Origin of the sequence: Sphingopyxis sp. LC363, assembly GCF_000756385.1 — a bacterium.
Taxonomy (GTDB): domain Bacteria; phylum Pseudomonadota; class Alphaproteobacteria; order Sphingomonadales; family Sphingomonadaceae; genus Sphingopyxis.
This window is the reverse complement of the sequence record NZ_JNFC01000024.1, coordinates 29,598-52,227: the sequence shown is the minus strand read 5'-3', so window position 1 is coordinate 52,227 and position 22,630 is coordinate 29,598. Positions and strand designations below refer to the sequence as shown.

The 22,630-nt window shown below is 60.5% G+C and carries 22 protein-coding genes; 9 read left to right on the top strand and 13 right to left on the bottom strand.

Features of this window, described 5'->3' with window-relative positions:
• Positions 1-148 precede the first annotated feature (148 nt).
• The 9 genes from FG95_RS10950 to FG95_RS10910 all read right to left on the bottom strand — a co-directional run bounded on the left by FG95_RS10950 (position 149) and on the right by FG95_RS10910 (position 8,912).
• On the bottom strand, positions 149-457 hold the full coding sequence (locus FG95_RS10950; RefSeq protein ID WP_037555881.1) for a hypothetical protein: 309 nt from the start codon (positions 455-457) through the stop codon (positions 149-151).
• 102 nt (positions 458-559) lie between these two features.
• The gene (locus FG95_RS10945; protein ID WP_009823939.1) at positions 560-1,564 is read right to left on the bottom strand and encodes a site-specific integrase; all 1,005 of its coding nucleotides are present in this window, start codon (positions 1,562-1,564) and stop codon (positions 560-562) included.
• On the bottom strand, positions 1,561-2,916 hold the full coding sequence (locus FG95_RS10940) for a tyrosine-type recombinase/integrase (protein WP_009823940.1): 1,356 nt from the start codon (positions 2,914-2,916) through the stop codon (positions 1,561-1,563). Before FG95_RS10940 ends, FG95_RS10945 begins: the two co-directional genes overlap by 4 nt.
• Positions 2,913-4,145, bottom strand: coding sequence for a site-specific integrase (locus FG95_RS10935; RefSeq protein ID WP_007015824.1), 1,233 nt, complete (start codon positions 4,143-4,145; stop codon positions 2,913-2,915). The genes FG95_RS10940 and FG95_RS10935 overlap by 4 nt, the downstream gene beginning before the upstream one ends.
• 90 nt (positions 4,146-4,235) lie before the next feature.
• Positions 4,236-6,455, bottom strand: a complete 2,220-nt coding sequence (locus FG95_RS10930) for a strawberry notch family protein (protein WP_037555880.1) — start codon at positions 6,453-6,455, stop codon at positions 4,236-4,238.
• A gap of 93 nt (positions 6,456-6,548) precedes the next feature.
• Complete coding sequence (locus FG95_RS20765; RefSeq protein ID WP_160292468.1) at positions 6,549-7,337, bottom strand: JAB domain-containing protein; 789 nt, start codon at positions 7,335-7,337, stop codon at positions 6,549-6,551.
• 152 nt (positions 7,338-7,489) lie between these two features.
• Positions 7,490-7,945, bottom strand: coding sequence for a hypothetical protein (locus FG95_RS20760; RefSeq protein ID WP_160292469.1), 456 nt, complete (start codon positions 7,943-7,945; stop codon positions 7,490-7,492).
• A 59-nt stretch (positions 7,946-8,004) separates the two neighbouring features.
• Complete coding sequence (locus FG95_RS10915) at positions 8,005-8,334, bottom strand: hypothetical protein (protein WP_037514230.1); 330 nt, start codon at positions 8,332-8,334, stop codon at positions 8,005-8,007.
• A gap of 62 nt (positions 8,335-8,396) precedes the next feature.
• Positions 8,397-8,912, bottom strand: coding sequence for a helix-turn-helix transcriptional regulator (locus tag FG95_RS10910; RefSeq protein ID WP_037514260.1), 516 nt, complete (start codon positions 8,910-8,912; stop codon positions 8,397-8,399).
• A 359-nt stretch (positions 8,913-9,271) separates the two neighbouring features.
• Here FG95_RS10910 and FG95_RS10905 point away from each other — a divergent pair, with 359 nt between their 5' ends.
• The 6 genes from FG95_RS10905 to FG95_RS21095 all read left to right on the top strand — a co-directional run bounded on the left by FG95_RS10905 (position 9,272) and on the right by FG95_RS21095 (position 12,529).
• Positions 9,272-9,520: an AbrB/MazE/SpoVT family DNA-binding domain-containing protein gene (locus FG95_RS10905; RefSeq protein ID WP_037514232.1), complete on the top strand. Its 249-nt coding sequence runs from the start codon at positions 9,272-9,274 to the stop codon at positions 9,518-9,520.
• Positions 9,513-9,896 (top strand): type II toxin-antitoxin system VapC family toxin, encoded by a 384-nt coding sequence (locus FG95_RS10900; RefSeq protein ID WP_037514234.1) that lies wholly within the window; start codon positions 9,513-9,515, stop codon positions 9,894-9,896. The genes FG95_RS10905 and FG95_RS10900 overlap by 8 nt, the downstream gene beginning before the upstream one ends.
• A 40-nt stretch (positions 9,897-9,936) precedes the next feature.
• Positions 9,937-10,857, top strand: a complete 921-nt coding sequence (locus tag FG95_RS10895; protein ID WP_037555892.1) for a nucleotidyltransferase and HEPN domain-containing protein — start codon at positions 9,937-9,939, stop codon at positions 10,855-10,857.
• Positions 10,858-11,114: 257 nt separating this feature from the next.
• The gene (locus tag FG95_RS10890) at positions 11,115-11,738 is read left to right on the top strand and encodes an NUDIX hydrolase (protein WP_037555879.1); all 624 of its coding nucleotides are present in this window, start codon (positions 11,115-11,117) and stop codon (positions 11,736-11,738) included.
• Between the two features lie 18 nt (positions 11,739-11,756).
• Positions 11,757-12,368: a plasmid pRiA4b ORF-3 family protein gene (locus FG95_RS10885; RefSeq protein WP_037555878.1), complete on the top strand. Its 612-nt coding sequence runs from the start codon at positions 11,757-11,759 to the stop codon at positions 12,366-12,368.
• Positions 12,369-12,430: 62 nt separating this feature from the next.
• Entirely contained in the window at positions 12,431-12,529 is a 99-nt protein-coding gene (locus FG95_RS21095) for a plasmid pRiA4b ORF-3 family protein (RefSeq protein WP_148309299.1), read from the top strand.
• On the opposite strand, the gene FG95_RS10880 is transcribed toward FG95_RS21095, so the two are convergent.
• Positions 12,522-16,580, bottom strand: coding sequence for a hypothetical protein (locus tag FG95_RS10880; protein WP_037555877.1), 4,059 nt, complete (start codon positions 16,578-16,580; stop codon positions 12,522-12,524). The two genes, FG95_RS21095 and FG95_RS10880, sit on opposite strands and share 8 nt — an antisense overlap.
• Before the next feature lie 136 nt (positions 16,581-16,716).
• On the opposite strand from FG95_RS10880, the gene FG95_RS10875 reads away from it, so the two are divergent.
• Positions 16,717-17,634, top strand: a complete 918-nt coding sequence (locus FG95_RS10875; RefSeq protein WP_040110193.1) for a class I SAM-dependent methyltransferase — start codon at positions 16,717-16,719, stop codon at positions 17,632-17,634.
• Between the two features lie 159 nt (positions 17,635-17,793).
• Here FG95_RS10875 and FG95_RS10870 read toward each other — a convergent pair whose 3' ends face one another.
• The 3 genes from FG95_RS10870 to FG95_RS10855 all read right to left on the bottom strand — a co-directional run bounded on the left by FG95_RS10870 (position 17,794) and on the right by FG95_RS10855 (position 20,487).
• Entirely contained in the window at positions 17,794-17,994 is a 201-nt protein-coding gene (locus tag FG95_RS10870) for a hypothetical protein (RefSeq protein WP_037514248.1), read from the bottom strand.
• Positions 17,995-18,059: 65 nt separating this feature from the next.
• Positions 18,060-19,319 carry a S8 family peptidase gene (locus FG95_RS20230; protein WP_148309300.1) on the bottom strand — a complete coding sequence of 420 codons (1,260 nt, stop codon included), beginning with the start codon at positions 19,317-19,319 and terminating at the stop codon, positions 18,060-18,062.
• On the bottom strand, positions 19,309-20,487 hold the full coding sequence (locus FG95_RS10855; protein WP_037514253.1) for a hypothetical protein: 1,179 nt from the start codon (positions 20,485-20,487) through the stop codon (positions 19,309-19,311). Before FG95_RS10855 ends, FG95_RS20230 begins: the two co-directional genes overlap by 11 nt.
• A gap of 472 nt (positions 20,488-20,959) precedes the next feature.
• On the opposite strand from FG95_RS10855, the gene FG95_RS10850 reads away from it, so the two are divergent.
• On the top strand, positions 20,960-21,538 hold the full coding sequence (locus FG95_RS10850; RefSeq protein WP_081933105.1) for an RNA polymerase sigma factor: 579 nt from the start codon (positions 20,960-20,962) through the stop codon (positions 21,536-21,538).
• Positions 21,535-22,608: a FecR family protein gene (locus tag FG95_RS10845; RefSeq protein WP_037555873.1), complete on the top strand. Its 1,074-nt coding sequence runs from the start codon at positions 21,535-21,537 to the stop codon at positions 22,606-22,608. Before FG95_RS10850 ends, FG95_RS10845 begins: the two co-directional genes overlap by 4 nt.
• The last annotated feature ends 22 nt before the right edge of the window (positions 22,609-22,630 follow it).

Here is a 22,630-nt window from a genome sequence, read left to right as displayed (position 1 = left end):
CATGGTGGTTCCTTCGACTTGTTCAGGTCGAGGGAACCGTAATTATCTGGAGTGAAATCATGGAAAACCGAAGGAAACCTGCGCCTCGCGCCGCCACGCTCGACATAAACTGCGACTGCAAAGAATACATCTAATGTTGAGCTCAACATTACACGTACTCTCGGGGCGACAGGTCGAGCGCCAGCTCCGCCCGATCAGCGGCATCGAGATCGGCGAGGCGGCGCGAGAGCAGGGCTTCGCTTGTCGTCACGAGCTGGATGACGGCGCTTTGGTCTGATTGCAGAGCGACATCGATCGCGGGTAGCAGGCTTGGCAATTTCATCGCGAGAAGGAGCGCGGAAAAGAAACGCTGTTTCGCACTTTCGAAACGCGATCTCGCGGCCGACAAGGCTTGTCCGTTGAGCGTGGAGCCGGTCAGCCTATCAACGACACCGGCTGCGGCAAGTGCATCCTCCATATTTCGATGAATGATCGCTTATCGCGAGGAAGCGGTAATGCGGAGGAACGCGGCGTAGTCCTGCAAAGCTGCGGAACATTTCGCCACGTCCTTCACATTATTCTATAGGGTGTCGAGCCATCCCATCAGATTGGCATCTCGCTTCCACGAAGGTGGCACGTTGCTCGCCGCCGGGGCGCCAACCTGTTCCAGCGCCTTTCGTTTGGTCTCCAGATTGGCCTGAGCATAGTGATTGGTCGTATCGAGACTGACGTGCCCGAGCCAACTGCGGATGACGGTGATATCGACCCCGGCGGCAACGAGGTGGACGGCGGTCGCGTGCCGGAAGCTGTGAGGCGTAACGTGTTTTGACTGGAGGGTCAGCGTCGATTTCGCGGCTTGTTCCACGTAGGCGTTGAGCTTGAACCGCACCCCTGACGCCCCTAGCGGTTCACCGTATCGATTGACGAAGATCCGCTCATCGGGCGCACGCGGCTGTCGCTCCAGTAGCTTCCTGAGCAATGCCACGGTTTCTGGCCAGAGCGGGCAGATGCGTTCCTTGCGCCCCTTGCCGTAAAGACGCACGAAGTTCGGTGCATCGAACCGGATTGCTTCGGGACAGAGGTCAAGCGCCTCTTGGATTCGCGCGCCACTGTTATAGAGGAACGAGAGCAGTACATGGTCGCGCAGCCCTTCGAGTGTCGATCGGTTGGGCTGGGCGAGGATGGCCTCGACCTCCTCGGGCTCGAGGTAGCACGGCGCGGAGGTGGGCTCCCGCTTCAACGGAACAGCCAGGACCTCTGAGCACTGCGCGATGTATTCCGGATTCTTGTCCGCCACGAAGCTGAAGAAGCTGCGGATGGCGGCCAGTCGGCAGTTCCGCGTGCCGATCGTGGTCTTGCGGCCATGCTCGGTATGATGAAGGAACGCGCGCACCTCGCCGGCCGAGACGTCGGTGAGCGTCAGCCGCGCGACCCCGCAGCCTTTTCGCTCCGCGACGAACCGAAGCAGCAGCCGCCAGGTGTCGCGATAAGAGCGGATCGTGTGGATTGACGCGCTGCGCTGCTCGGCCAGCCACTCCTGGAAGAACGCCCGCAACAACGCGGGCAATGGATTGCCTTTCCTCATGGCCGCGCCTCCGTGACAAGGCACGGGGCGCCGAGCGCGCGGAACCGTTCACTGGCTTCCTGCAACAGATCCTGCGTGACGGTGATGTAGACCAGCGTGGAGTGGAGATCCCGGTGCCCCATGTAGGTCGAGAGGAAGTGCAGTTTTTCCTGAGGGTTAATGCCGGACCGGTACCACTGGAGGATGCGGTTCACCACCATCGAGTGACGAAGGTCATGGACCCGCGGCCCGGTCCGGCCCGAAGCGGGCTTGAGCCCAGCACGGCGCATGACGTTGGTAATCATTGTCGTAACCGCCTCGGGCCTGTAGCGGTCATTTAAGTGGGCATGCCAGAACAGCCCTGATTTCGGGTTCTGTGGGCCGCCAGCGCGCCGCCTCGCATCGATGTACGCGCGCAGTTCGACCGCGACACTGTCGGATAGAGGCAAGATCCTGGTCTTGTAGAACTTCGTTTCCCGGATCGTGATCGTGCTTGATTGCAGGTCCACGTCACCAAGATCGAGCCATGCCAGCTCGCTTCGCCGTAGCCCGGCACAATAGGCCAGCATGATCATGGTGTAGAGGGTCAACGGCCGCAGCGGAGCGTCCGGCGACGGATAAGTCCGTGCGGTATCGAGCATACGCCGAACGTCAGCCGGGCTGAAGATATGCGGTTGCCGATGCTCCCGCGCTACTTCCCGCTCTGGCCGGGGATTGAAGCGCTTTGGCGGGATAGTCGGATCGAGGCGGAACCGCGCCTTGGTCAGGATGCGCGCCAGCTTCTGGCATTCAGCCGCGTGGTTGCGGGTCGGCTTGGCAGCCGCCCAGCTCGCAATCATTGCCTCAAGTGGTTGCTCCGCGAGGTCGGGACGGGCCTGAAGGAACCGATCGAACCGCAGCAGCCAGTGAGCCTGCGCTTCATATTGATATCCCCGGCTGCGCATCAGCATGACATGGTCTTGCATGAAGTCACCCAGCACGCTGCCGAAGGGCGCAGGCCGTCGTAACGCGGCCAAGGATTCGTCGGGATTCGGGGAAGCCAAGGCCCGCCAGATCGGCTTGCTTTGCTTGACGTTGTACCGACGGCGAAGTGCAGCAACAGGGTTGTCGGCGATCAGCCCGATTTCGACGAGGTGGTCGAGGAAGCGGTCGACAATGCAGACCTGATTGAGCAGCGTCGACAATCGCCAACGTTTTTGCATCTCCTTCAGCCAGGCGTCGAGCATCTGCCGGTCCACCGCCGGATGCCGGCGGGCAACATCTTCGAAGGTGCAAAGGAACCAGCGATATGTCGGTACGCTTCCCGGCCGGAACTGCGATTTTACCAGGAAGGCGTCGACGACGGTGCGATCGGGATCGTGCCAGGCGCTCATGACAGCACCTCCATTCCAGGCACCTCGAGTGCCACGGCTCGGAGATCATCTGTTGCCAGTTTGAGATAAGTATTGGTGGATTCGGTGGATCGATGCCCGAGCACGTCGCCGATGATCTTTTGCGGGACCGATGCCCGCAGCATTTCGACCGCACGTGCGTGGCGGAAGACATGCGGCCCCCGCTTTCCTGCTGGCACTACGCCTGCGGCGGCCAACCGACCGCGGATCATGCCGTACAGGTTCGTCATTGCGATATAGGGTGCGCAGGATCGGACGAAGATTTCCCGCACTTCAACCTGGGGCCGCCCAAGGCGCAGATAATCCAGCAGCGCTTCACCAACAGTCACCATTAGCGGCATGTACGAGTACGCGTTGGTCTTGGTGTGGCAGATCCGGAGGGATTCTGCGCGCCAGTCCACGTCATCGAGCCGAAGGCGGCATATCTCACCTTCGCGCAGCCCATACGTGGCAAGCAGCTGAAGTATCGCATAATCGCGTAGTCCGCGTGGCGATCTGTCCTCCTGCGTTGTCGCCAGAACCGCGGCGATTTGGCTCCTTTCCAGCGTCGACGGCACATCTTCGTAGGCATAGAGCATGGGGCCGATGATGTGTGGCGTCAGATCGGTCGGGATGCGACCCGTCCGATGCAGATGGCGAACCACCGAACGGAGACGCTCAGCGACATCGGCCAATGATTTGCGCCGTAAACCAGGCGCGCGCATGTCCATGTAGAGATCGATGTCCACGATGCTCAACGTTTCGAGGCTGGCGGCACCGGCCCGGTCGAACTGCCATCGCAGGAAGTTTCGCGCCTCCCACATCAGCGCCGCAATGGACGCGCTTGCCAAACCGCGCTCCTCGCGCAGCCATGCCTCGTATTCGCGGCAAATTTCATGTCGATGCTCGTCATCGGGACCGATCATTTCTGCGTCCGGGGGCCAATTGCCTTGAGCAAGCCGGAGGAGCTTGGCGATCGCGGTGCGGGGCAACATGTGCCAACGCGCACTGGGAGGCCGACCGTACTGGATCTCAAAATCCTGAACCGCATAGCCAAAATACTGATCGACCTGCTGCGGCGTCACAGTCTCGACCTGTATATCGCACTCGGCCAGATAATCGAGAAACGCGCGGGCGTAGAGACGGTGGTTCGCCACGACCACGGGATTGTAATTCTGTGTGGTGAGCGAATTCGAGAGTTCGGTGATCAACTCGTCATGCAACTTCAACATGATTGCCTCCTCAGCTGGTCCAGGGACCGCCGAGGTTCGCAACCAATATAATGCGCAGCAACTGCGCACACTATCATGGGAATTCGCCGGTTACGCCGCGCTCCTCCGCATTACCGCTTCCTCGCGATAAGCAATCTTATGCGCAGCTCGCCATAAGATAGCCCAAGCGTCGGCATAGGTGTCGAAATCCTTGATCTGCGCGGGCGTAAGCTCGTGCTCGAGGATATCATATTCGACGCCGGCGTATGAAAGCGCGCGCGCGGTATAGACCCCCATTGCTTTCAGTTCGCGCGCGACAAGCTCCATTGCGGCGACGCCGCCGTCACGAATACGCGCGGTGAATGCTTCCCGGTCGACAAAGGCTGTGCCTTCGCCCCAGAGGCCAAGCCGGGTCGCATAGGCCAGATTGTTGACATCGGACGCGCCGGTAGCGGAAGCATAGATGACACGTGCGCGGGGTAAGCGGTTCTGAAGTTCAACGCCCGCAATGCCCTGCTGGGATCCCGATGTCGCGCCGAACCGCCCTTCTCCTCCGGCAACCCCGCCCATGGCGTGCGCTTCGTCGAACAGGAGCAAACCGTCGAACTCGCCGCCGAGCCAATTCAGGATCTGATCAAGGCGGCGATCGCCACCGGCTTCGCTCCGCAAGGTGGCGTAGGATGCGAACAAGATGGAATCGCCGATCTCGATCCCCGCGCCCGCGCGGACACGGCCCAAGGGTTGAATATCGAGCGGCGTTCCACCGAGCGCCTGCCAGTCGCGACGGGCATCTTCGATCAAGGCGCTGCTATCGCTCAACCAGATATGGCGCCTTTTACCGCGCAGCCATTGATCCATGATGATTCCGGCGATCTGACGCCCCTTTCCTGCTCCGGTTCCGTCACCAAGGAAGAAGCCTTGGCGGTAACTTTGGCCTTCGGGATGGGGAACGAGAGCAAGGCCCTTCTCCGGCAGGCGATATCGGCCCGGGAGGTCGATTTCCGTCGCGGCGAGAGCATGGACGATCGTCTCGAGCTGGGCCGTGCTCAAAATCTTGTCGTCGAGCACCCGCTTGGGAAGCTGCGGTCGATAGTTCGGCGCCGGCAGCGCGACGGCCGCCATCGCGGCGGACTCGACCAGCGGGCTCGGATGGTCCGAAGGATTATCGAATTCGAGACGCTGGCTGCGCCATGGAACGTAGAGCGCAGTATCGTCGTGGGCTGCGGCAATGGGATCGCGAACCCGATAGTTGACGGTCGCGAACTCGAAGCTCGGAAGTGGTCGCGCGGCCCGCGGGAAGGACTTGGCTGGAACTGCTCGGAATGCGCCGAATAGCGACACAGGTCTTGTCGATCCGCACGGCGTAGGTGGTACGGGAGCTGGCGGAATGTTCGAGCGAGGCGGGATTTCGCGAATGGCTTCAAGAAGGCTGCGCACAGATGCCCTGTTGACTGTCGATGGCGGACGTCTGTTCGCGGGTCCTTTGTCGGCGACGATAATCCGCACGGCGACGGCTGTCCCCTTCCCTGCAAAGCCCTTGTCGAGCCGGAGCATCAACTGGATGTTCGCGCCCGAAGTTGCGCGATCGAACAGCGAGCCGTGTTTTCCGCCGGGCTTGAAGCTGTCCGGCATGATGGCGACGATACGGCCGCCGGGCTGAAGTGCAGCAAGCGCCGCGGCGAAGTGGCGGTGAGCGGCGAACGGGTCCACGGCGCCGGCGGCGTTGCGGGCGAACGGCGGATTCATGATCACGACGGTCGGCGTATCCGATACGTGCTGATTGATCTGCGCCGCGTTAAATGACGTGACGCTGCTTTCGGGAAAAAGGTGCCGGAGCAACCCTGCGCGGACCGAGTCGAGCTCATTGATATGGAGAGCTTTGGCGCGCTCCGCCCACATGGCGAGCATTCCCACCCCGGCGCTGGGTTCAAGGACGATATCGTCGCCACCGATCACGGCGAGGTGCGACACGAGCCATGCGAGCGCCAATGGAGTGGAAAAATGCTGGGCCGAGATTTGCTCCTCGCTTCGGACCGTTTGCGTGGGGAGCCGCTTCTCGAATTCCTCAAGCGCCTCGACGATCCGGGTTGGCGTGTCGGGAAGCATCAACGAGCGGAGCGCGAGTACCGATCCGACCTCAATCGCGACGAAGCTATCGCGCTGCGTCCAGGTTCCGTCGGCCGCGGTGATGCCATATGCCGCGGTCATTGCCTTCGTCGCCAGGCTTCTCGGGAGCGGCGCATTATTATCCTGAAGCGACTGTGCAATCTGGCACGCTGCAGCGTATTGGCGCGCTGCCGCAGCAGGCGCCTGGTCGGTCTCGATGATCATGGAAGGGTCTCCTCTTTCGGGCCAATCTTGGCCCCGAAAGCCCCTCCCCTTCTCTCACTCCCTTACGACGGGCATTGCAGCCTCAGTGTGGCGTCAGTCATCCGTGGGCGTGCCAAAGTAGGCAAGGAGACGCCACGCGAGGTCAGGGTTCAGTTCGACAAACTGTCGACGCCCGTCGGTATCGTCGGCTGTTTTGTGAATGAGGCCGTCATCGCACATTCGCTGAACAAGGCGGAGAGCCGTGCTCAGCGGCAATGGGGATGAAACGCATAGATCGCCTGTGGAGATCTTTTTCTCTTCGCAATGCTGAATGAAGAGATCGATCAGCATGTCCCAAGCCGGCTCCCCCAAATATCTCTTTGATCCAACAATATGCCTGCGGAGCAACCGGCGACGTGCCGTACGCCGTGCATTCGACAGCGCCAGGTCACGATCGGGAAATCCGGTCGAACGACCAGAATCCCGGAGAAGATGATTTTTGACCATTTCCCGGAGGCCGCGACCATGTGGCCGCTGTCCGATCAGAGCGTGGCCCGATCGGCTGACGACGATGTGTTCGGTGAGCTCGATTCCCAAGTTGCTGGCGAGAGCCGCGAGTCTTTCCGTAGACGAGATATCCGCTTCGCTTGGGGTCGGATCACCACTGGGATGATTGTGCACAAGCACAATCGATGCCGCATCGAGCTCCAATGCTCGTTTGAATATGATGCGTGGATAGAGGATGAGCTGGGCCAGGCTGCCCTGCTGCAGCTGCTCGTCCGTTATGAGACGGCAGGCTCCGTCGAGGAACAGAACCCGAAGTACTTCTTCGGGAAGGCTCCCCATCGAGGTCTTGAGATAGGCAATGAGTTTCGGATCAGTCGGCGTGATAGTCCGGCCCATAAGGCTGGAGCGTAGTGCTTCGACACTGGCGGCGCGTGCCGCGAATATGAGGGCCGCAACGCTGTCTCGGCCTCCCAGGGTTCGCCGGAGAGCCTCGGGCTTCTGTGTCAGGACGCGGTCGAGGCTGCGGAATTCGCAGAGCAGCCGGTCAGCTATCTGAAGACTCTCGGAAGGTGCGACTGCAGCGATGAGGGCTGCCAGGACTGATCGCTGCCGCTCCTCCGCAACCGGGTCTGATGCCTCCAGGTTGCGGCGGCGAGGAGCGGCGGCAGAAGCCAGGAGGCAGCAACCTGCATCGTCAAATAGGCAATCGGATGCATCCCCACGTCCGCCAGCCGGCTGAAGTGCGCCAGAAGTGGCAAAGTCTGCAGGACAGCTGCCACCATCGGCCAGAAGCGATGTGCTGTCATCGCCAACATGAAGGTCAAAAGTGCCGCAATCAGGTCGAGAGCCAGATGGGCGGTATCGACGCTCGCGAACTGCGCAGGGATCAGAAGATGAACCAGCTGGTCGACGACGAGCATGCCCAGGAGGATTGTCGCCATCATCCGTTCGGGGCCCCCTCCCTTCCATAGCGCGTAGGCCGAAGCCATCAGCAGCAAGATCAAGAATATGACTATCCGCAACATTCTTCCCCGAAATCATGCTGATGGCTCCCAGTCAAGTTTCAGGCGACGAGGGCAAGCTGCGCGCCGGTTGCTTTGGCCTGATTTGGGCATCGGTGCACATCGAGACCCGCGGTCTCCTGCGCGATGTCCGCGAGCTCGCCATGGACACGCAAGACGTCACCGCTTACCTCGACCAGCGAAAGCTGAGCCTTTGCGAGACGCATGATCGATGCCTGGCCAGTCTTGGGCGCCACGCCAACGCGCTGCCGGGCAGTGACGACGCTCGTCATAAGGGTCGAGACGGCGATGAGGGCGCTGTCGAGGCTTGCTTCGGCAAGGGGAACGTCCTGCTGAAGTCGCAGGGTCATTGCATTGAGATTCTCAGGCATAACTTCTCCTTCCCCGGAAGCGAAGGACTTCCGAGCATTTGTTGGCGTTGCTTTTCAAAAGTTCAGCCGGAGACGAGCCGGGTCAGAGTCTCGGAAATTCCCAGACTTGCATGAACGACAAGCAGCAAAGCGACCAGCATTGTCATCATGAGCGCGAGGCGCGCCAAACCTTTATGATCCCGTCTCCAGATGAGCCCGAGCGGATCAGAAAGCCCTTCCACCGGTCCATCCGTGCTCCGAGCGGCGACTGCCATGTCGGTCAGGTGGATTACGGTCGAGGGGTCTCCCTCCGCGAAGTCAGATGGCACGATTTCCGCGCTGTCTGGAATGTGCATTGGATCATATGTGATCCGATCATACTTTTTCTTGAGGCGCGCATATTCGACTGCTGCCTGATCGCGTGTATCGACACCAAGGATGGATCGAGCCTTTGTAAGGCGCTGGTCGACCGTCGGCTTCGCCAGGCCGATCATGCGCGCGATCTCCTTCGAAGTTTTTCGTTCGAGCAGCGGGTCGAGGCAGGCGCGGTGCTTGCTCGTCAACCGCGACCAGCGCTCGAAGTCGGCCTCATCGCTCACGACAGCACCCGGCACCCTGGCGAGCCGGACATCCCGCGACGGTCCCTCTCGCGCCACGGCACAGCGTTGCCGCCCCACCGGAATGGGACGGACCATTAGCGCGCAACATCGCTCGCTCCCCTCGATCGACACTCGATCGTTATGGTCCGAAACATCGCGCGAGGCGGTTGATCCGGACATCTCTACATCTCTGTTAATAGGGCAAGAAGGCCATATCCGCAAACCGGCGGTCGGGGCTTAATGGTGCCAATTTGGAAGTTTAAGACATGATTGGCCAGATATGGACTATTTTAGCTTGCCTACAGGCTGCGGCTAAGCGACAATGTTGGCATCCTTGAACATCGTCTAGGGGTTTCGTCATGAGCGTTCACAAGGCTCGTATCGTGTCGGGCGGCAGGCTTCAGATTCCGGCGGACGTGCGTAAGGCGCTCGGGATCGCCGATGGGGACGATGTGCGCCTCGAGGTTGTCGACGGAGAGTTGCGCGTCCGATCATTCCAGACAGCGCTTGGCCGTGTGCGAGCTCTTGTCCGCCACCATGTCCCGGCCAGCGCTTCGCTGGCCGACGAATTGATCGCGGATCGCCGGTCGGAGGCGGCGCGTGACTGATTATGTGCTTGATGCCTCCGCCGTTCTCGCCGTGATTCAGGAAGAGCCTGGAGCGGAGCGGATCGAAGCGCATCTAGACACCGGCTGCATCAGCGCGGTGAATCTGGCCGAAGTTGTGGGCAAGCTGCAAGATCGGGGGCTTGGCGACAACGAAATCGATGAACTGATTGCCTTGCTCGACCTCGACACACGCATTTTGGACAAGGATGGTGCGGTGTTCATGGGCAAGCTGCGGCAATCCACGAAGGTCGCCGGCCTTTCGCTTGGCGACCGGGCTTGCCTTGCACTCGCACACTCCCTCGGGGCGACGGCTATCACCATGGACCGGGCGTGGAAGGATCTCGAAATCGGCGTCGCCATCGAAGTTGCCCGGTGATGAGACTGCAGCACACCTATAACGCACACGGAACCGCATGATGCGTACCGAGATCGACTTCCTGCCGCATCGCAAGCAGCGCGAGCTGGATATTATCGTCGAGATATTGTTTCAGGGCTTGCGCGCCGCGACGGAGAATGCCGTTGGCGCGCGCCGCAACGGCAGGATTCTCAAGGTCATCCTGTTCGGCTCCTATGCCCGCGGCGATTGGGTCGAGGCGCCGCAGGACGCCAACCAGTATCGCTCGGACTATGACATCCTCGTCATCGTCAACCAGAATGAGCTCGCAGACCGCGCGACCTATTGGGAGGATGCCGAGCGCCGAATCAGCGACGCCTATCTGCTCGAGAAGGTGATCAAGACGCCGGCGAATTTCATCGTCCATTCGCTTCAGGAAGTGAATGACGCGCTCGCCCATGGCCGCGTCTTCTTCATGGAGATCGTGAAGGATGGCGTCATCCTCTACCAGTCGGACGACAAGGAGCTTGGCAAGCCAAAGCCGAAGACGCCCGAGATGGCCCTGCAGGCAGCGCAGGACTATTTCGAGGAATACATGGGCGATGCGACACGATTTTTCGATCTTTACCGGACAGCGGTCGAGAAAGAATACAATAAGGAAGCGGCCTTCCTCCTCCATCAGGTCGTCGAAAACCTCTATCAGGGCCTGCTATTGGTCCTCAAATTCTACACGCCCTACGACCACAATATCCTGTTCCTGCGGGAAATGGCCGAACAGCTGGATCGCCATCTGTACGATGCCTGGCCCCGCGGCACCCGCGCGGAGCGCGCGATGTACCAGAAGCTCAAGGACGCCTATCGGAAGGCGCGCTATTCGCGTCACTACAAGATTTCGCGCGAGGAGCTGGACTGGCTGTCGGGTCGCGTTGAGACCCTCGGTCAGCGCGTTCATGAGATCTGCTCGGCACGGATCGCCGCGCTGGAGGCCGAAGCGAAGGCATAGGGTCAGCGCCGTGCCCCGCCAGCCGATCGTTGCCGGAACGGACGAGACCCGGAACGGGGCTCGGTCGAAGCGAAGCGGAGATAGAGCGGCGATCCCGAAGGGAGGCGCCCCTCCCCAGCCAACATCGCTGCTCCGCGTGAGAATTGTCGAGAACGCAGACATCTGCCGAAATGCTCCACAACTTGGCGTTGTCTGCTCGGCATGTTGGCGCTAGCCTAGCCAAGATTTCTGCCTAGCGGAGAAAAGGGGACCGGTCCTTGGAACCACAATGGCTCACCTACGGGAAACGGCTTCAGAGCATCGCTTCGACGGGGCTTCACTTCACGCGTGATCGGTTCGACCGGGAACGATATGAAGAGATCGCCACGATCGCCAACGAAATGCTGTCCGCTCTCGGTGATGTCCCGATCGAACGCATCTCAGACCTCATACCGGATTTTGCGCGTGGATATGCGACGCCCAAGGTGGACGTGCGTGGGGCGCTCGTCGAGGAGAACATGATACTTCTCGTGCGCGAGGAGTGCGATGGATTGTGGACGCTCCCGGGCGGCTTTGCCGACGTTGGTCTCTCCCCTGCTCGCAATATCGAGAAGGAGATGAGAGAAGAGGCAGGGTTGAAGGTTTCAGCCCGGCGCCTCTTCGGCGTTCGACACAAAGCCAGTTCAGGCTATCCCGCCGACGTCCGCGACTTTTACAAAATGTTTTTCCTCTGCGACCGGACTGATAACGCGCTTCCCGAACCGGGTCTCGAAACCATCGAGGCGCGTTTCTTCGGGATCGACGATTTGCCGCCCTTGTCGAGAGGGCGGACGATCGAGGCCGACATTCACGCCGCCTTTGCCTATGCCACCGATACGACAAAGCCTGCATTCTTCGACTAAGGTTGGCTCGATAGCAATATGACTGATCAAATCGCCCGGATTCGCATCACGCTCGAAGACATGAAGCCAGCCATCTGGCGCCGTGTCGAGCTGCCCGTGACCAACAGCCTAAAGACGCTGCATCTTGCGATCCAAGCCTGCATGCTCTTCGAGAACTACCATCTGTTTCGGTTCGAGATTGGCGATGCCGCCTATGGCATCCGCTTCGACGATGATGATGCTTTCATGATCCGCACCCGCGACGCCGCCAATATGCGTATCGGCAAGCTCGTCGAGTGCGGCGTCACCAGCTTCACCTACACTTATGACTTCGGGGATAATTGGCGCCATCGTGTGGAGATCGAAGAGGTGACGTCAGCAATTCCCGCGACGGACTATCCGCGGTTCGTCGATGGTGAACGGCGAGCCCCGCCCGAAGATGTCGGCGGCACGCCGGGGTTTGAAGAATTTCTTAAGGCTATGGCGAAGCCGCGCCATCCTGAGCGCGCGTCCATGGTCCAATGGTATGGCGCCATATTCGATCCCGCCGATACTAGCCCCGACGAGGTCAACGCACGGATGGCGATCCTCGCCAAGCGCCGGGCACTAGGAAGAGCAGCCTACGCCGACGCCAAATCTCGCGACAGTTAATCGATCGCCGCTTCCTGATCACGCTTACCGTTGGTCCTTTCAGCTAAGGATCCCGACGCTATATGACCGATGAGATCGTCCCGATTTGCATCACGATAGAAGACAGGAAACCCGCCATCTGGCGCAGTGTCGAAATTCCCGTCGGCAACAGCCTCAAGTGACCACGGCCTTCCGGAGCTCGTGGAGCGCTTCATTCACGGACAATGCTGCTGAAGCCGATACAGCATGCTTGGCTTCTTCCAGCACTGCTACAACACGCGGCCAACCTGTAGCCGTACTGGTGACTGCGCGTTGGATTGCGGGAACCGTCAAGCGCGGTGTCACAAGCTGGGCCGGGCTGTCGCAGCGGTCCAGCCATGCCTCGGTTACAAGGGACGAAAAGGGCTGCGCGCAGAACTCTCCAAGCTTCGCCTGACTGAGATATCGCGCTGCGACGGCATGACAGACCAACTGCTGCTCCGGGCTGATCGGGCGTTGGACAGGTGCCATCAAGGCTGCCAGCAGATGGCCATTCCAATTGATGTTGCCGCCCATAATGCGGCGTGATGCATCCTCAGATCCGTCGATCATCCGTCCAAGATCGTCCACCATTGCAAGGACGTCGCTCAGCTGCTCCTTTTCGGCGGCCGCTCGCCAGATATCGATCGGGATGGCGTTCGCCCGTCCCGCCGCGATCATCGCAACGATGCGGGCGAGGAGCCGGTACTTGACGAGCTCCTGCCACCGCGGCTCGACTACGATTGAAGCCGACGAGAATCTCTGACCCGCCGTGTCACGGCCTGCATCCCTCTCAGCAACCGCAAAACCCAGAGCGCGAACTTCGCGGATCGCATCATCAGCCCCGCTAGTGACATCGAGTGTGCGGACGGCGAGCTTCGTCAAAAGATCACCCTGTGTGCTCTGGGCAAGGAGATCAGGCGATTCACGAAGCCTTCGCGCCAGCCTCTCGGCGATTTGCGGATATTCGGGAAGCTGGACGTCAAGATCGGCCATGACCAGGGCCACCACGTCAAGCGGCGCCGGCTGCTGATCTCCCCAAAGCAGCTCTTCAAGGCTGCTCGTCGAACCGAAAAGCCTCTCGAGCGGCATCTGCGGATCCCCGACCAGCCCCTTCAACCCGAGCGAGAAACCGATGGATTTAATCGCCTGGGAGCCGACCTGCCGGACGGAGAGCAGCGGCTCCGGCGGTGTCTCCTGACCATCGTCGACAAGCAGGTCGATCGCCTCGCCCAGTCGGTTGACGGCCTCTCTCGTTCTGGACGAGAGATGCAATGCGATCGCCAGATCGAACCGAAATCCGACGTGCCGTACGAGTGGTTCGTCTTCGGAGAGGCTTGCGACGGCTTCGGTGAGACGGCGAGCGGCGAGCGGCCAGTCCTTCACCTTGCTGGCGGCCATTGCGGCTTCGCGCAGTGCGTCGGTCTTCCAGGATAGGCCCAGCGGGAAGGTCGGAAGCGCTTCCTCATAGAGTGGCAGAGCCTGGGCGGCTTCCCCCCTTCGCCACAAGACCTTCGCCTTGGCTGTCAGCACCCGTGCGGGTCGAGCGACATCGGTGATCATAGCATCGGCAAGCGCCAGAGCCGCCTCGGGCTGCTTGAGGTTTTCGTCGATCACGCGGATCAGGAGCGGTGCGGCTGCCGCACCGAGCTGCGTGATCGACAGCTCATCGGCGAGGGCTATCGCGCGCTTGAGTTCGCGTTCGAGTTCCGGCCAGCGAGGATCGGGACGCGACGCTTCGCCGAGCCATATCCGATCGAGGGCAAGAGCGGCGGCCTCACTATCGGCGGCGTAGCCACCGAGCGCGGTGACACGGTCGGCCTCGTCCAGCCTTTCCATCAAATCCAGCAGCTTGGCGAAGTCTTCGACATCGGAGATCGCAGGAGCGAGCGTCATGGGCACGAAGGCCGAGAGATCGGGGAAATGCAGGTCGTCGGCATCCAGGTCGGCTGGCGGCACCGCCTTGCGGAGAACCTCCGTCGTCCGTGCACCGGCCTTCACAAGCCTGAGCGAGAGACGAAGGAGCTCCTCGAGCGAAGCATTTCCCGGCCGCTGCAGGACCTGCCAAAGGAATACGACCTCGAACAGCCCCGGCCCCGGGACGGCGGACTTGTCCGCAGCGTCAAATTCTTCGAGAGCCTGCGCCACGATGTCAGATGCGCGGGCGTGATCGCCCATCTCGATTGCAATCCGAACCTGCAGGATGCGGAACGCAGCTGTGTCTACCGGGTCGGAAAAAGGCAGCGTGGCACCATCAAGACCCATGTAGATCAGCATCGAGGCAGTCTGAGCGACCTGCTCCCATACTTCGGGCGATGCCTGAAGGAGGCCGGGCAAGATCGAGATAAGGGCGGCGGCACTGCCGCCCAGCATCGCATGGGTCGCGATCTCGAAAATGTCAGTGGCGAGCAACGTGCCGCCCCCCAGAAAGGAGTTTGCAATTTCCCGGTGCATGCCGGTGGCCCACTCCTGTCCGCGCGTGTCGACGCCCAGATTGCGGAGCAAGGGTGACGCCCGGAGATTGTCACTCTCCAGGCGCTCGAGCCAAGGCCCGGTGAGCCGGTCGATAACATCTCCAGGTTCAAGGATGGATGGCCGTATCTGCGCGATCGTCATCAGCCTCTCCCGCGACGCCCTTCCGAGAAGAAGGCTAGTCCGGGCCAGGAGTTCGCGGTCGTCTGCCGGCCGCGCGGCGACCAGCCGACGTGCTTCGGATCGGACATCGAGTACACCCTCCGACACAACCAGCAGTTCAGATATGTCAGGCTTGGGAAACCCGTCGTCGGTGAGGGCCGAGACGCGGGCGTCCACAAGCTGAGGATGTCCGCTCGTGGAGGCGTGGATAAGCTTCGCCCATGTCTCGACGTGAGCGGTCGGACAGCCGCAGGCGGCCAGATAGCCGACTATATCCTCGATCTCGAACGCGGGAGCCGCGAAAACATGATCTGGTCCAAGGGTGAGCTGAGTTGCTAGTCGGGTTGGCAGGCGGTCAGAGAATGTCACCAGCAGCTTGCCAGCGAGACGGTCCTGAACAGCACGCAGCCGGCCGAGTGCGCCTTCAAGCGAGCGGGCGTCGCCGTCGGCGGGCAGGTCGTCCAAGACGACGTCATATGCGCGGCCTGTCTCGGCAAGCCGGGCGGCGAGAGCATCGATACGCGAGGTTGCGGCGGGTGTCGGTGTGTCGCGCAGGTCCAGCCATGCGCACTGGTCAGGGTTCCCGATTACCGCGAGCGCGAGGGCGGTCTTGCCCATGCCGGTACCGCCATGAATGAGGACGGTTCCTGTATCGAGCGCTTCACGAATGGAAGCCTCGAACTCGGGACGTGCGTGCCGTCCGGCTATTGCTCTTGGGGGCGGCGAGAAGGCCTCGGGGGCCACCGCCACGGCAGTGGTGCCGGCATGAGCGCCAGTGACAACCCCGAGAAGCGCTAGCAGCTGACTGTTCGGAACAGCAGTCGTGCCCGCCTGGTCGAATATCCTGAGAAGATCGCCGCGCCTGAGCATGCGGCCGCCCTTGGTCGTTGCAACGCGCCACGCCTCGGTGTGCAGCGCGTCGAGCGCCTTGACCGCATCGGCGGAACCGACGCCGCGCGTCTCGCCCAACTCGACGAGCTTGGCGGTGATACTATCATAGAGGTCGGTCGATGTGGGCCAGCCGGCGACCCACTGCATCGGCAGGACGATGCGAGTGATGAATTCTTCCGTCGACGCGTTGGTGAGCCACAGCCTGAAGGGTTCGCTGAGCGTTTCATTGCTCATCAGAAAGGCTTTTATTCCCGCCGCCATTTCGAGCGATTTGGGGTCGGTTGGAGCCAACTGGATACGTTGCCACGCTTCGAGCCCGGGAGTATCGAACCCGAATGGCTGGTTCTTCTCGCGTCCTATTCCGGACGTCGTGAGGAACCTGAACTGGATCGCAACGCCGTGGTTTCGTCCGAGATGGTCCCAGAAATTTCCGATGGCTTCGAGGACGCTTCCCGACCGCAACGTGACGTTACCGGAACCCGAGGTATCCTTGATTTGCTCAACTGTGGCGGCACCAGTCTCCTCAATGACATCAAGATCTTCGGCGCCTTCCAGAACAAGGACCGCTCCCTCCTGGAGATCAATCCACGCCTCGATGCTGCGCAGTATTTGGTACGAATAGCCACGTAATGAATCGACGGCCTCACGCGCGGCGGAACTTTTGAGGGGGGCAGGAACAGATGCGGTCATCGAAAGCAACTCGGGTGGGATTGTCGACCAGCGGAGTCGTTTGATCGGGCGCCAGTGTCAACCATCGTCTGCGCTATTTCAGCACTACTGAAAATCCAAGATTGCCCCAATTCTGGTCTGAATTTATGCTGGCACGATGAACCCCGAACACCATCTTGGGCCCGACGACCCCTGTGGATGCGGCAACGGCAGACGATATCGCGATTGTCACCAACGCATCGTCGATGCGCCCGAGGGGGAAATGCTCGCAATCGCCCGAACTGTCTACGCCGAGGAATGGGCCGGCAATGCATCTGCCTACCAGGAGCAGGGGCTCTACGGCATGCTCGCCGAGCATTTAGCCCAGGCGGGCGATGTGCGAGCATTGCTCGATGTCGGCTGTGGCCGCGGGCATGGCCTCGCAGCCCTGCGCAGCGCCTTCCCTGCGGCGGCCCATCTGATTGGGGTTGACGAGAATCCCGAGTGTCTGGAGGCAGCCGCAAGCTTGCTCGCGATTAAGGCGCCGCGTTCGAACATCCGGCGGGGGCGCGACGAGATTGTGACAGGCGGTCGATACGTATCGACCTATCGTGGTACCGTGCAAATCGGATCGAACGGCATCACGCTGATTCAATCGGATGTCGTCGTTCAAGACCCAGAGGTTGAGCGAGTTCTCGACACGTTGGGACCGTTGGATGCGCTGACCCTATGGTTCAGCGGCGTGCACAAGGCACGGAGCGCGACAGAGATCGTGCGACACTTCAAGATCAAGAGTGACGCTGAGCACCGTACCTTGATTGAGAACAGAGCGCTCGCCATCGCAGGCGAACGATTGCGGCCCGGTGGCGCCCTTCATCTCGTGGTTCGGGCTTGTGCGATCGACATCGATCAGGTCGCTCATGCCATGCGCCTCGACTATTCCGACTGGCTGGAAGACAAGCCGTTCCGTGTCGAATCGATCGGATCAATCCCATATGAGGAGCCCGCTGATGGTATTGTTGTTCGTTCCACGGACAGCGGGGTGAGCGCGATGCCGAACTACGCCATTTCGATTTTGATCAGGCGGGAAGGCTAAGGACCATCCGACATTTGGATCGCCGATATCATCGGGGCTTCCGCCATGTCATCCGCGGTGACAAACTCAGCTTCGATGACAGAAACTGCCGTATCTCGTGCACTCCGGGCAGCTCAGTTAGGCCCGATCTCCCTGGCGGGACGGCAATGACGAAAAGCGTTATGATGCAAGACTATACTGCGTATCCGGCAGAATGGTTGCGCCCAAGTCGATCAACTGGAGGCGTGCACTCTCAGATAGATCGCCAACCGACAGGACGCGTCGCGCTGTTAGCGCCACAAAGACCTGCGTATCGGCACGGGCGATTTTCTCAGCCTTGCGAAAGCTGACCAATGAAGGCGCTTTGATCTTATAACGCATGACAGTCTCCGCCCACCATCGTAGCGGCGAATTTTGAGCGTAAGGTTAACGCATCCATTGGGGCCTTATATCCGATTGACCGCCGCCTCGCAATCAAGACGTCCGGCGCCTTGAGAATGACCGTGATGGCCCAAACTCACAGACGATTTGCGAATGACATCAAACAGTTGGTCTCGGCTGAGCGGCGGCTCATCCTCCGCGTGGCGCTTCGACTGCAGCAAAGCGATCAAACCTGCGGCTTGGGGACAACAACCACTGGTACCCCATCCGTCCTTCAACACGGAAACATTGCTGCCATAGACAACGCGCCCGAAGGGGGGCGTGATCCCAACAAGATCGGGTTTGGGTGACGTAAGGGGCTGTCCCGGAAACTGGCCAGGCCCGCGGCTCGAATAATACCACATAGATCCGTCTGGCTTGGCCGCACCCACCGTCAATAGATCCGAACGGCCCTTGTGGAGCCAGATCGAGTTCGGCTCGTGGCCATCCGGAGTTCCTCCTGCCAAATGGTGATAATTGCCTGCGCTGAAGCAGACGATAACACCTGCGGCGATCGCATCATCGAGCGCCGGGATGAAGTCGCTGTCGGCGGGGACGGGTGGCGGGCTCCCGCTCTGAACACCAAAGCTGTTGCTCGCGATGACAGTGGCACCTTCACGAGCGAGCGAAGTCAGCTCATCATAAATGGCCGCGAGTTCGGTATCGTAGAAGTGCGTGCGACACGACATAATCATCGCATCGGGCGCGACCCCGTCGAACTCACCGCCCTGACTGCGGGTACCGGCCGCGATAGCCGCGCACATGCTTCCATGCCCTTGCCAGTCGGTCCAGGGGTCTTCACCATTGGCTGCCCAAGAGCGCGGATGCCGCTTGTAATGAGGAAATTCGGGACGCAGACCATCGATACCGGTGTCGACGATCGCTATGACCACACCCTCTCCACGAGAGTGGCTCCACGCTTGCGGGGCCCCAATCGCTTCGATGACGTCATCGAGCGATTGCTGCGCTTCGCCTTCGGGAGCGAAGGCCAACGGATTATAGAAATCCAGTTGTTCGAGCGAGTAACGATAGTCTTCGACAATCTCGGCACCATAGTGCTGACGAGCGGCCTCAAAGCTCTCCGCCATAAATGAGACTTGCGCGGCAGGCACATCAAGACTGATAACGCGGCGCTCGGGCAGGGCGACGGCAACGGCGCCCCCAACCGCCTCGATCGCAAGCGATGCCTCAAGCGCTTCGCGCGTGGGGAAGCGCAATTTGTACCGACGGGTTTCCGTGCGACGCTCATCGAGCAACTCTTGCCCTAGCACTGCTTCACTCGGCAACTTGTCCTCCCTTCGGTTCGGCGGGATCAGTGGGCTCTGTGGGCTCGCAGAATGCCTCCAGACCTTTGAGTTTCTGGACTTTCCGGAAATCGGTAAGCGTAGTACCGCAAATATATACGCCGCTCTTTTCGATTGCTCCGGTTGCCGGGTCGTCCAGGGTGAAGCTGGCAACCACACCTCCCGAGACAGCGATCGCCTTTGCCCCCAGAGCCGTCCAGAGGTTTCTGCGCGTGAGCAAGCTCCCGCCTTGGCTGTCGAGATGGACGCGCAAGACGCGAGTGTCTGCGCCGAGAAATTCTGCTTGAGCAATAGCGGCGGCAAGACGAACCGTTCCACCCTCCCCGGGCTTCGTCCAGCTCTGATAAAAGTCGTCGAACCGCTTGATGGCGCCTTCCAGGCGTGCCTTACTGTCGGCCGAGGGAGGAGGCGCCGCCGTGAGCTTCGCCTGCGCTGTGCCACGTGCCAGGTCGAGGCGATTTAATTGGCACAGGACGCTGTTATTCTTGCTGACGGCAGGGTTAATCCGATACTTTGGTATTACCAATCCAGGCTCGATGGCGGCAATGGCCCGCGCGAGAAGTTGAGCATCGAGCTCGGTCTTTATGCCCCGTAGTTCGGTGTCGGTTCGCAGCATACCGGCGACGCCTGTTATGAGCGTACTAACGCCCGCACCGACAATTTCGACTCCGATGGTTCCGTCTGTGCATGACGCAAGATCGCCGACGGCTAAGGCGCTTTTCAATTGCGCTTCCACGCCCATTGCTTCGGCCCGGAAGGTCAGCAACGCGGATAGGTCGAACTGGTCGCTGCCAGCGATGAGGATTGTTTTCGCAGGCGGCTTCGCCTTCTTTACGATTTCTTCTGCGGCTTTGCGGATAGCGCTTGTCGTCAGCATCGCGGCTTCCGCTTTGCCTGCCCCATCTCCGAGGGTCACTTTTCCTTCTGCTGGCGACTGCGGCAAAAACGAAAAGCGAGCCTTCTCGAGGGCAATCTCGGCCTCGATTTCAGCCTTTCGTGCGTCGGCTGCCGCTTTGCGAGCCTCTGATCGCGCCTTTTCCGTTTCGGCGACCTCCTGCGCGCTATTTTCATTGGCCGATTGAGCACTGCTCTGGCTCGGACAAGAGGCGGCAGCGATCAGGAGTGATGAAATCACAAGGTGTCTTCTCATGCCCGTTCCCCCTCAGGCCTTCAGAATCGGTAACAGGCTGCAGTAAACTCCCTTAAACCTCAAGTCTGCGGGACATAAATATTATCCCCACATTGACATGTATCATCTCATTACGAGATAATTGAACTTATTATCAGGTTCATAAGGCGAGCGTATTCCGTTTGCATCTGCGTATCTTTTTGAATGCGACTCGGGGTCGCGGCATTATCCTTTGCTCAGAATCCACATGTCGGCAGTGCTGGTCGCAATCAACCAAGGCCTTGAAGCATCACGCCGATCTATTATGATTATGGCTGTGGGGTGGACAGAGCCGGCAATCGCTCCATAGGATTATCCTGCCGGGTATCACTACGCTCGTTGTTCGCGTCGAGCGGTCGCGGTCGAAATCATCGAGGCGACGCACCTTGCATCAGTTTGGCACCGGCTATCCCGGGCGCCCGACATCTGTCGGCCCGAGAGGCCAAGTGCATTCATGCCACCGAACCGCGATTTCCGCAGCCCGACGGGCGGGCTGAATGCAGAAGACTCGTCCATCGCCGAAGGCAAATCCGCGATCGAGGAAGACATTGAGTCCCTGTTCCGGAAGGAAGCCCCGCGCCTCACCCGGTATTTCCGCGCGCGGCTTCGCGATGGCGACGACCCAGGCGATTTCGTCCAGGAGTCCTTCGTTCGTCTTGTGGGCTCGTTGGCGCAGCGGGCGATGCCGACACCCGGTGCCTACCTGCAACGCATCGCCCGCAATTTGCTTTACGACCGCGGCAAGCGCGCGGAGGTGCGACTGGCATCGTTTCATGTGCCGATCGGCGAAGGATGCGAGCCGGCTGTCTCGCCCGATCAGCATCACGGTATCGAAGCTGAGGACGTGATGCGCGCTTATCGCCGCGCCTTGGCCGAGCTGCCCGATCGCACGCGAGAAGTATTTCTGCTTCACCGTGTTGAAGAGCTTGCCTACAGAGAGATTGGGGAAAAGCTCGGGATTTCGATTCCCACGGTGCAATATCATGTCGCACGCGCTCTCGCCCACATTGACGCGGCCCTGGAGCGGGAATGAACGAAGATAATGATACGCCAAAGCGGCCCGGTAATCTGAGGGACGAGGCCGCTGAATGGTTTGCGATCATGCGCGGCCCGGATGCCGATGCGCGCCGCGAAGAGTTCGAAGCATGGCTCGCACGAGGTGCCCTGCATCGAACAGCCTATAACAAGATCGCGGAGACGTTCAGTATCGGGAAGGGGCTGAAGGAGGATGCGCCGGACGACGCTGACTCTGCCGCGCCGAGTCCTACCAGTCAGAAGCCCGGAAAACTGAAAATGGCCGGGCTTGCACTGGGCCTCGTCGGCGCGGCGGCGGCGCTCTATCTCGGCGTGGTTTCGCCCGGCAAGCTCAAGAAGGACGGTCCCGAGATCGCCAATAGCAGTACCACCGGTGGGACCTCGAGCCAGCTGCAGAGCAAGCTCGGTGAGATCCGGGAAGTGCAGTTGCCGGACGGATCGCACGTGACGCTCGATACCGATAGCCTTGTGCTGACCAAATTTGACCGGGACCTGCGTGATGTTCGGTTGGTACGCGGTCGTGCCCGGTTCAATGTAGAGAAGGACAATCGGCCGTTCGTCGTGGCAGCGGGAAATGGGACCATAACCGCGCTGGGAACAAGCTTCGACGTTGGCCTGGCTCGCGACGAGCGGGTCACGGTCCAACTCTTCGAAGGCTCGGTCGACGTCCGAGTTCGAAGAGATCTGTCTGCGGCCGAAACGCCAGTCCGGCTTGCCCCTGGTCAGCAGCTGATTTTCCGGGCCGAGAAAGCGGCGGCCCCGATTCAGGTGACCAATGCGCCCGTTACCGATCGGCGTTGGCCCGAAGGGGTCAGGGAGTATGACGGCGTGCGGCTCGGCGATGTCCTCGGGGAAGCGAACCGCTACGCGACCGGGCCTATTTTGGTGGCGGCCGCAGACGTCAGCGACAGAAAAGTTTCAGGCACGTACCGCATTCGAGATGTCGAGCGGCTAGCCGAGAATCTCGCCGATATGCTTCGCTTGGCTCTCATTCGCGGAAACAATCAGCTGCTTCTCGTCAAGACGTGCCCATCACCGCGGAAGGAAAACTGCACGCCGCCCTCATAATTCGAGAGACCGACTCGTCGCT

Excerpts from the sequence above, each read along its gene's own strand:
- FG95_RS10930 (WP_037555880.1), bottom strand. The coding sequence starts at position 6,455 with ATGATCATCGAGACCGACCAGGCGCCTGCTGCGGCAGCGCGCCAATAC.
- FG95_RS21095 (WP_148309299.1), top strand. The coding sequence starts at position 12,431 with ATGACCGATGAGATCGTCCCGATTTGCATCACGATAGAAGACAGGAAA.
- FG95_RS10915 (WP_037514230.1), bottom strand. The coding sequence starts at position 8,334 with ATGCCTGAGAATCTCAATGCAATGACCCTGCGACTTCAGCAGGACGTT.
- FG95_RS10855 (WP_037514253.1), bottom strand. The coding sequence starts at position 20,487 with ATGAGAAGACACCTTGTGATTTCATCACTCCTGATCGCTGCCGCCTCT.
- FG95_RS10945 (WP_009823939.1), bottom strand. The coding sequence starts at position 1,564 with ATGAGGAAAGGCAATCCATTGCCCGCGTTGTTGCGGGCGTTCTTCCAG.
- FG95_RS10880 (WP_037555877.1), bottom strand. The coding sequence starts at position 16,580 with ATGACCGCATCTGTTCCTGCCCCCCTCAAAAGTTCCGCCGCGCGTGAG.
- FG95_RS10950 (WP_037555881.1), bottom strand. The coding sequence starts at position 457 with ATGGAGGATGCACTTGCCGCAGCCGGTGTCGTTGATAGGCTGACCGGC.
- FG95_RS10845 (WP_037555873.1), top strand. The coding sequence starts at position 21,535 with ATGAACGAAGATAATGATACGCCAAAGCGGCCCGGTAATCTGAGGGAC.
- FG95_RS10850 (WP_081933105.1), top strand. The coding sequence starts at position 20,960 with ATGCCACCGAACCGCGATTTCCGCAGCCCGACGGGCGGGCTGAATGCA.
- FG95_RS10875 (WP_040110193.1), top strand. The coding sequence starts at position 16,717 with ATGAACCCCGAACACCATCTTGGGCCCGACGACCCCTGTGGATGCGGC.
- FG95_RS10870 (WP_037514248.1), bottom strand. The coding sequence starts at position 17,994 with ATGCGTTATAAGATCAAAGCGCCTTCATTGGTCAGCTTTCGCAAGGCT.
- FG95_RS10935 (WP_007015824.1), bottom strand. The coding sequence starts at position 4,145 with ATGTTGAAGTTGCATGACGAGTTGATCACCGAACTCTCGAATTCGCTC.
- FG95_RS10885 (WP_037555878.1), top strand. The coding sequence starts at position 11,757 with ATGACTGATCAAATCGCCCGGATTCGCATCACGCTCGAAGACATGAAG.
- FG95_RS10895 (WP_037555892.1), top strand. The coding sequence starts at position 9,937 with ATGCGTACCGAGATCGACTTCCTGCCGCATCGCAAGCAGCGCGAGCTG.
- FG95_RS20765 (WP_160292468.1), bottom strand. The coding sequence starts at position 7,337 with ATGGGCCGGACTATCACGCCGACTGATCCGAAACTCATTGCCTATCTC.
- FG95_RS10905 (WP_037514232.1), top strand. The coding sequence starts at position 9,272 with ATGAGCGTTCACAAGGCTCGTATCGTGTCGGGCGGCAGGCTTCAGATT.
- FG95_RS10940 (WP_009823940.1), bottom strand. The coding sequence starts at position 2,916 with ATGAGCGCCTGGCACGATCCCGATCGCACCGTCGTCGACGCCTTCCTG.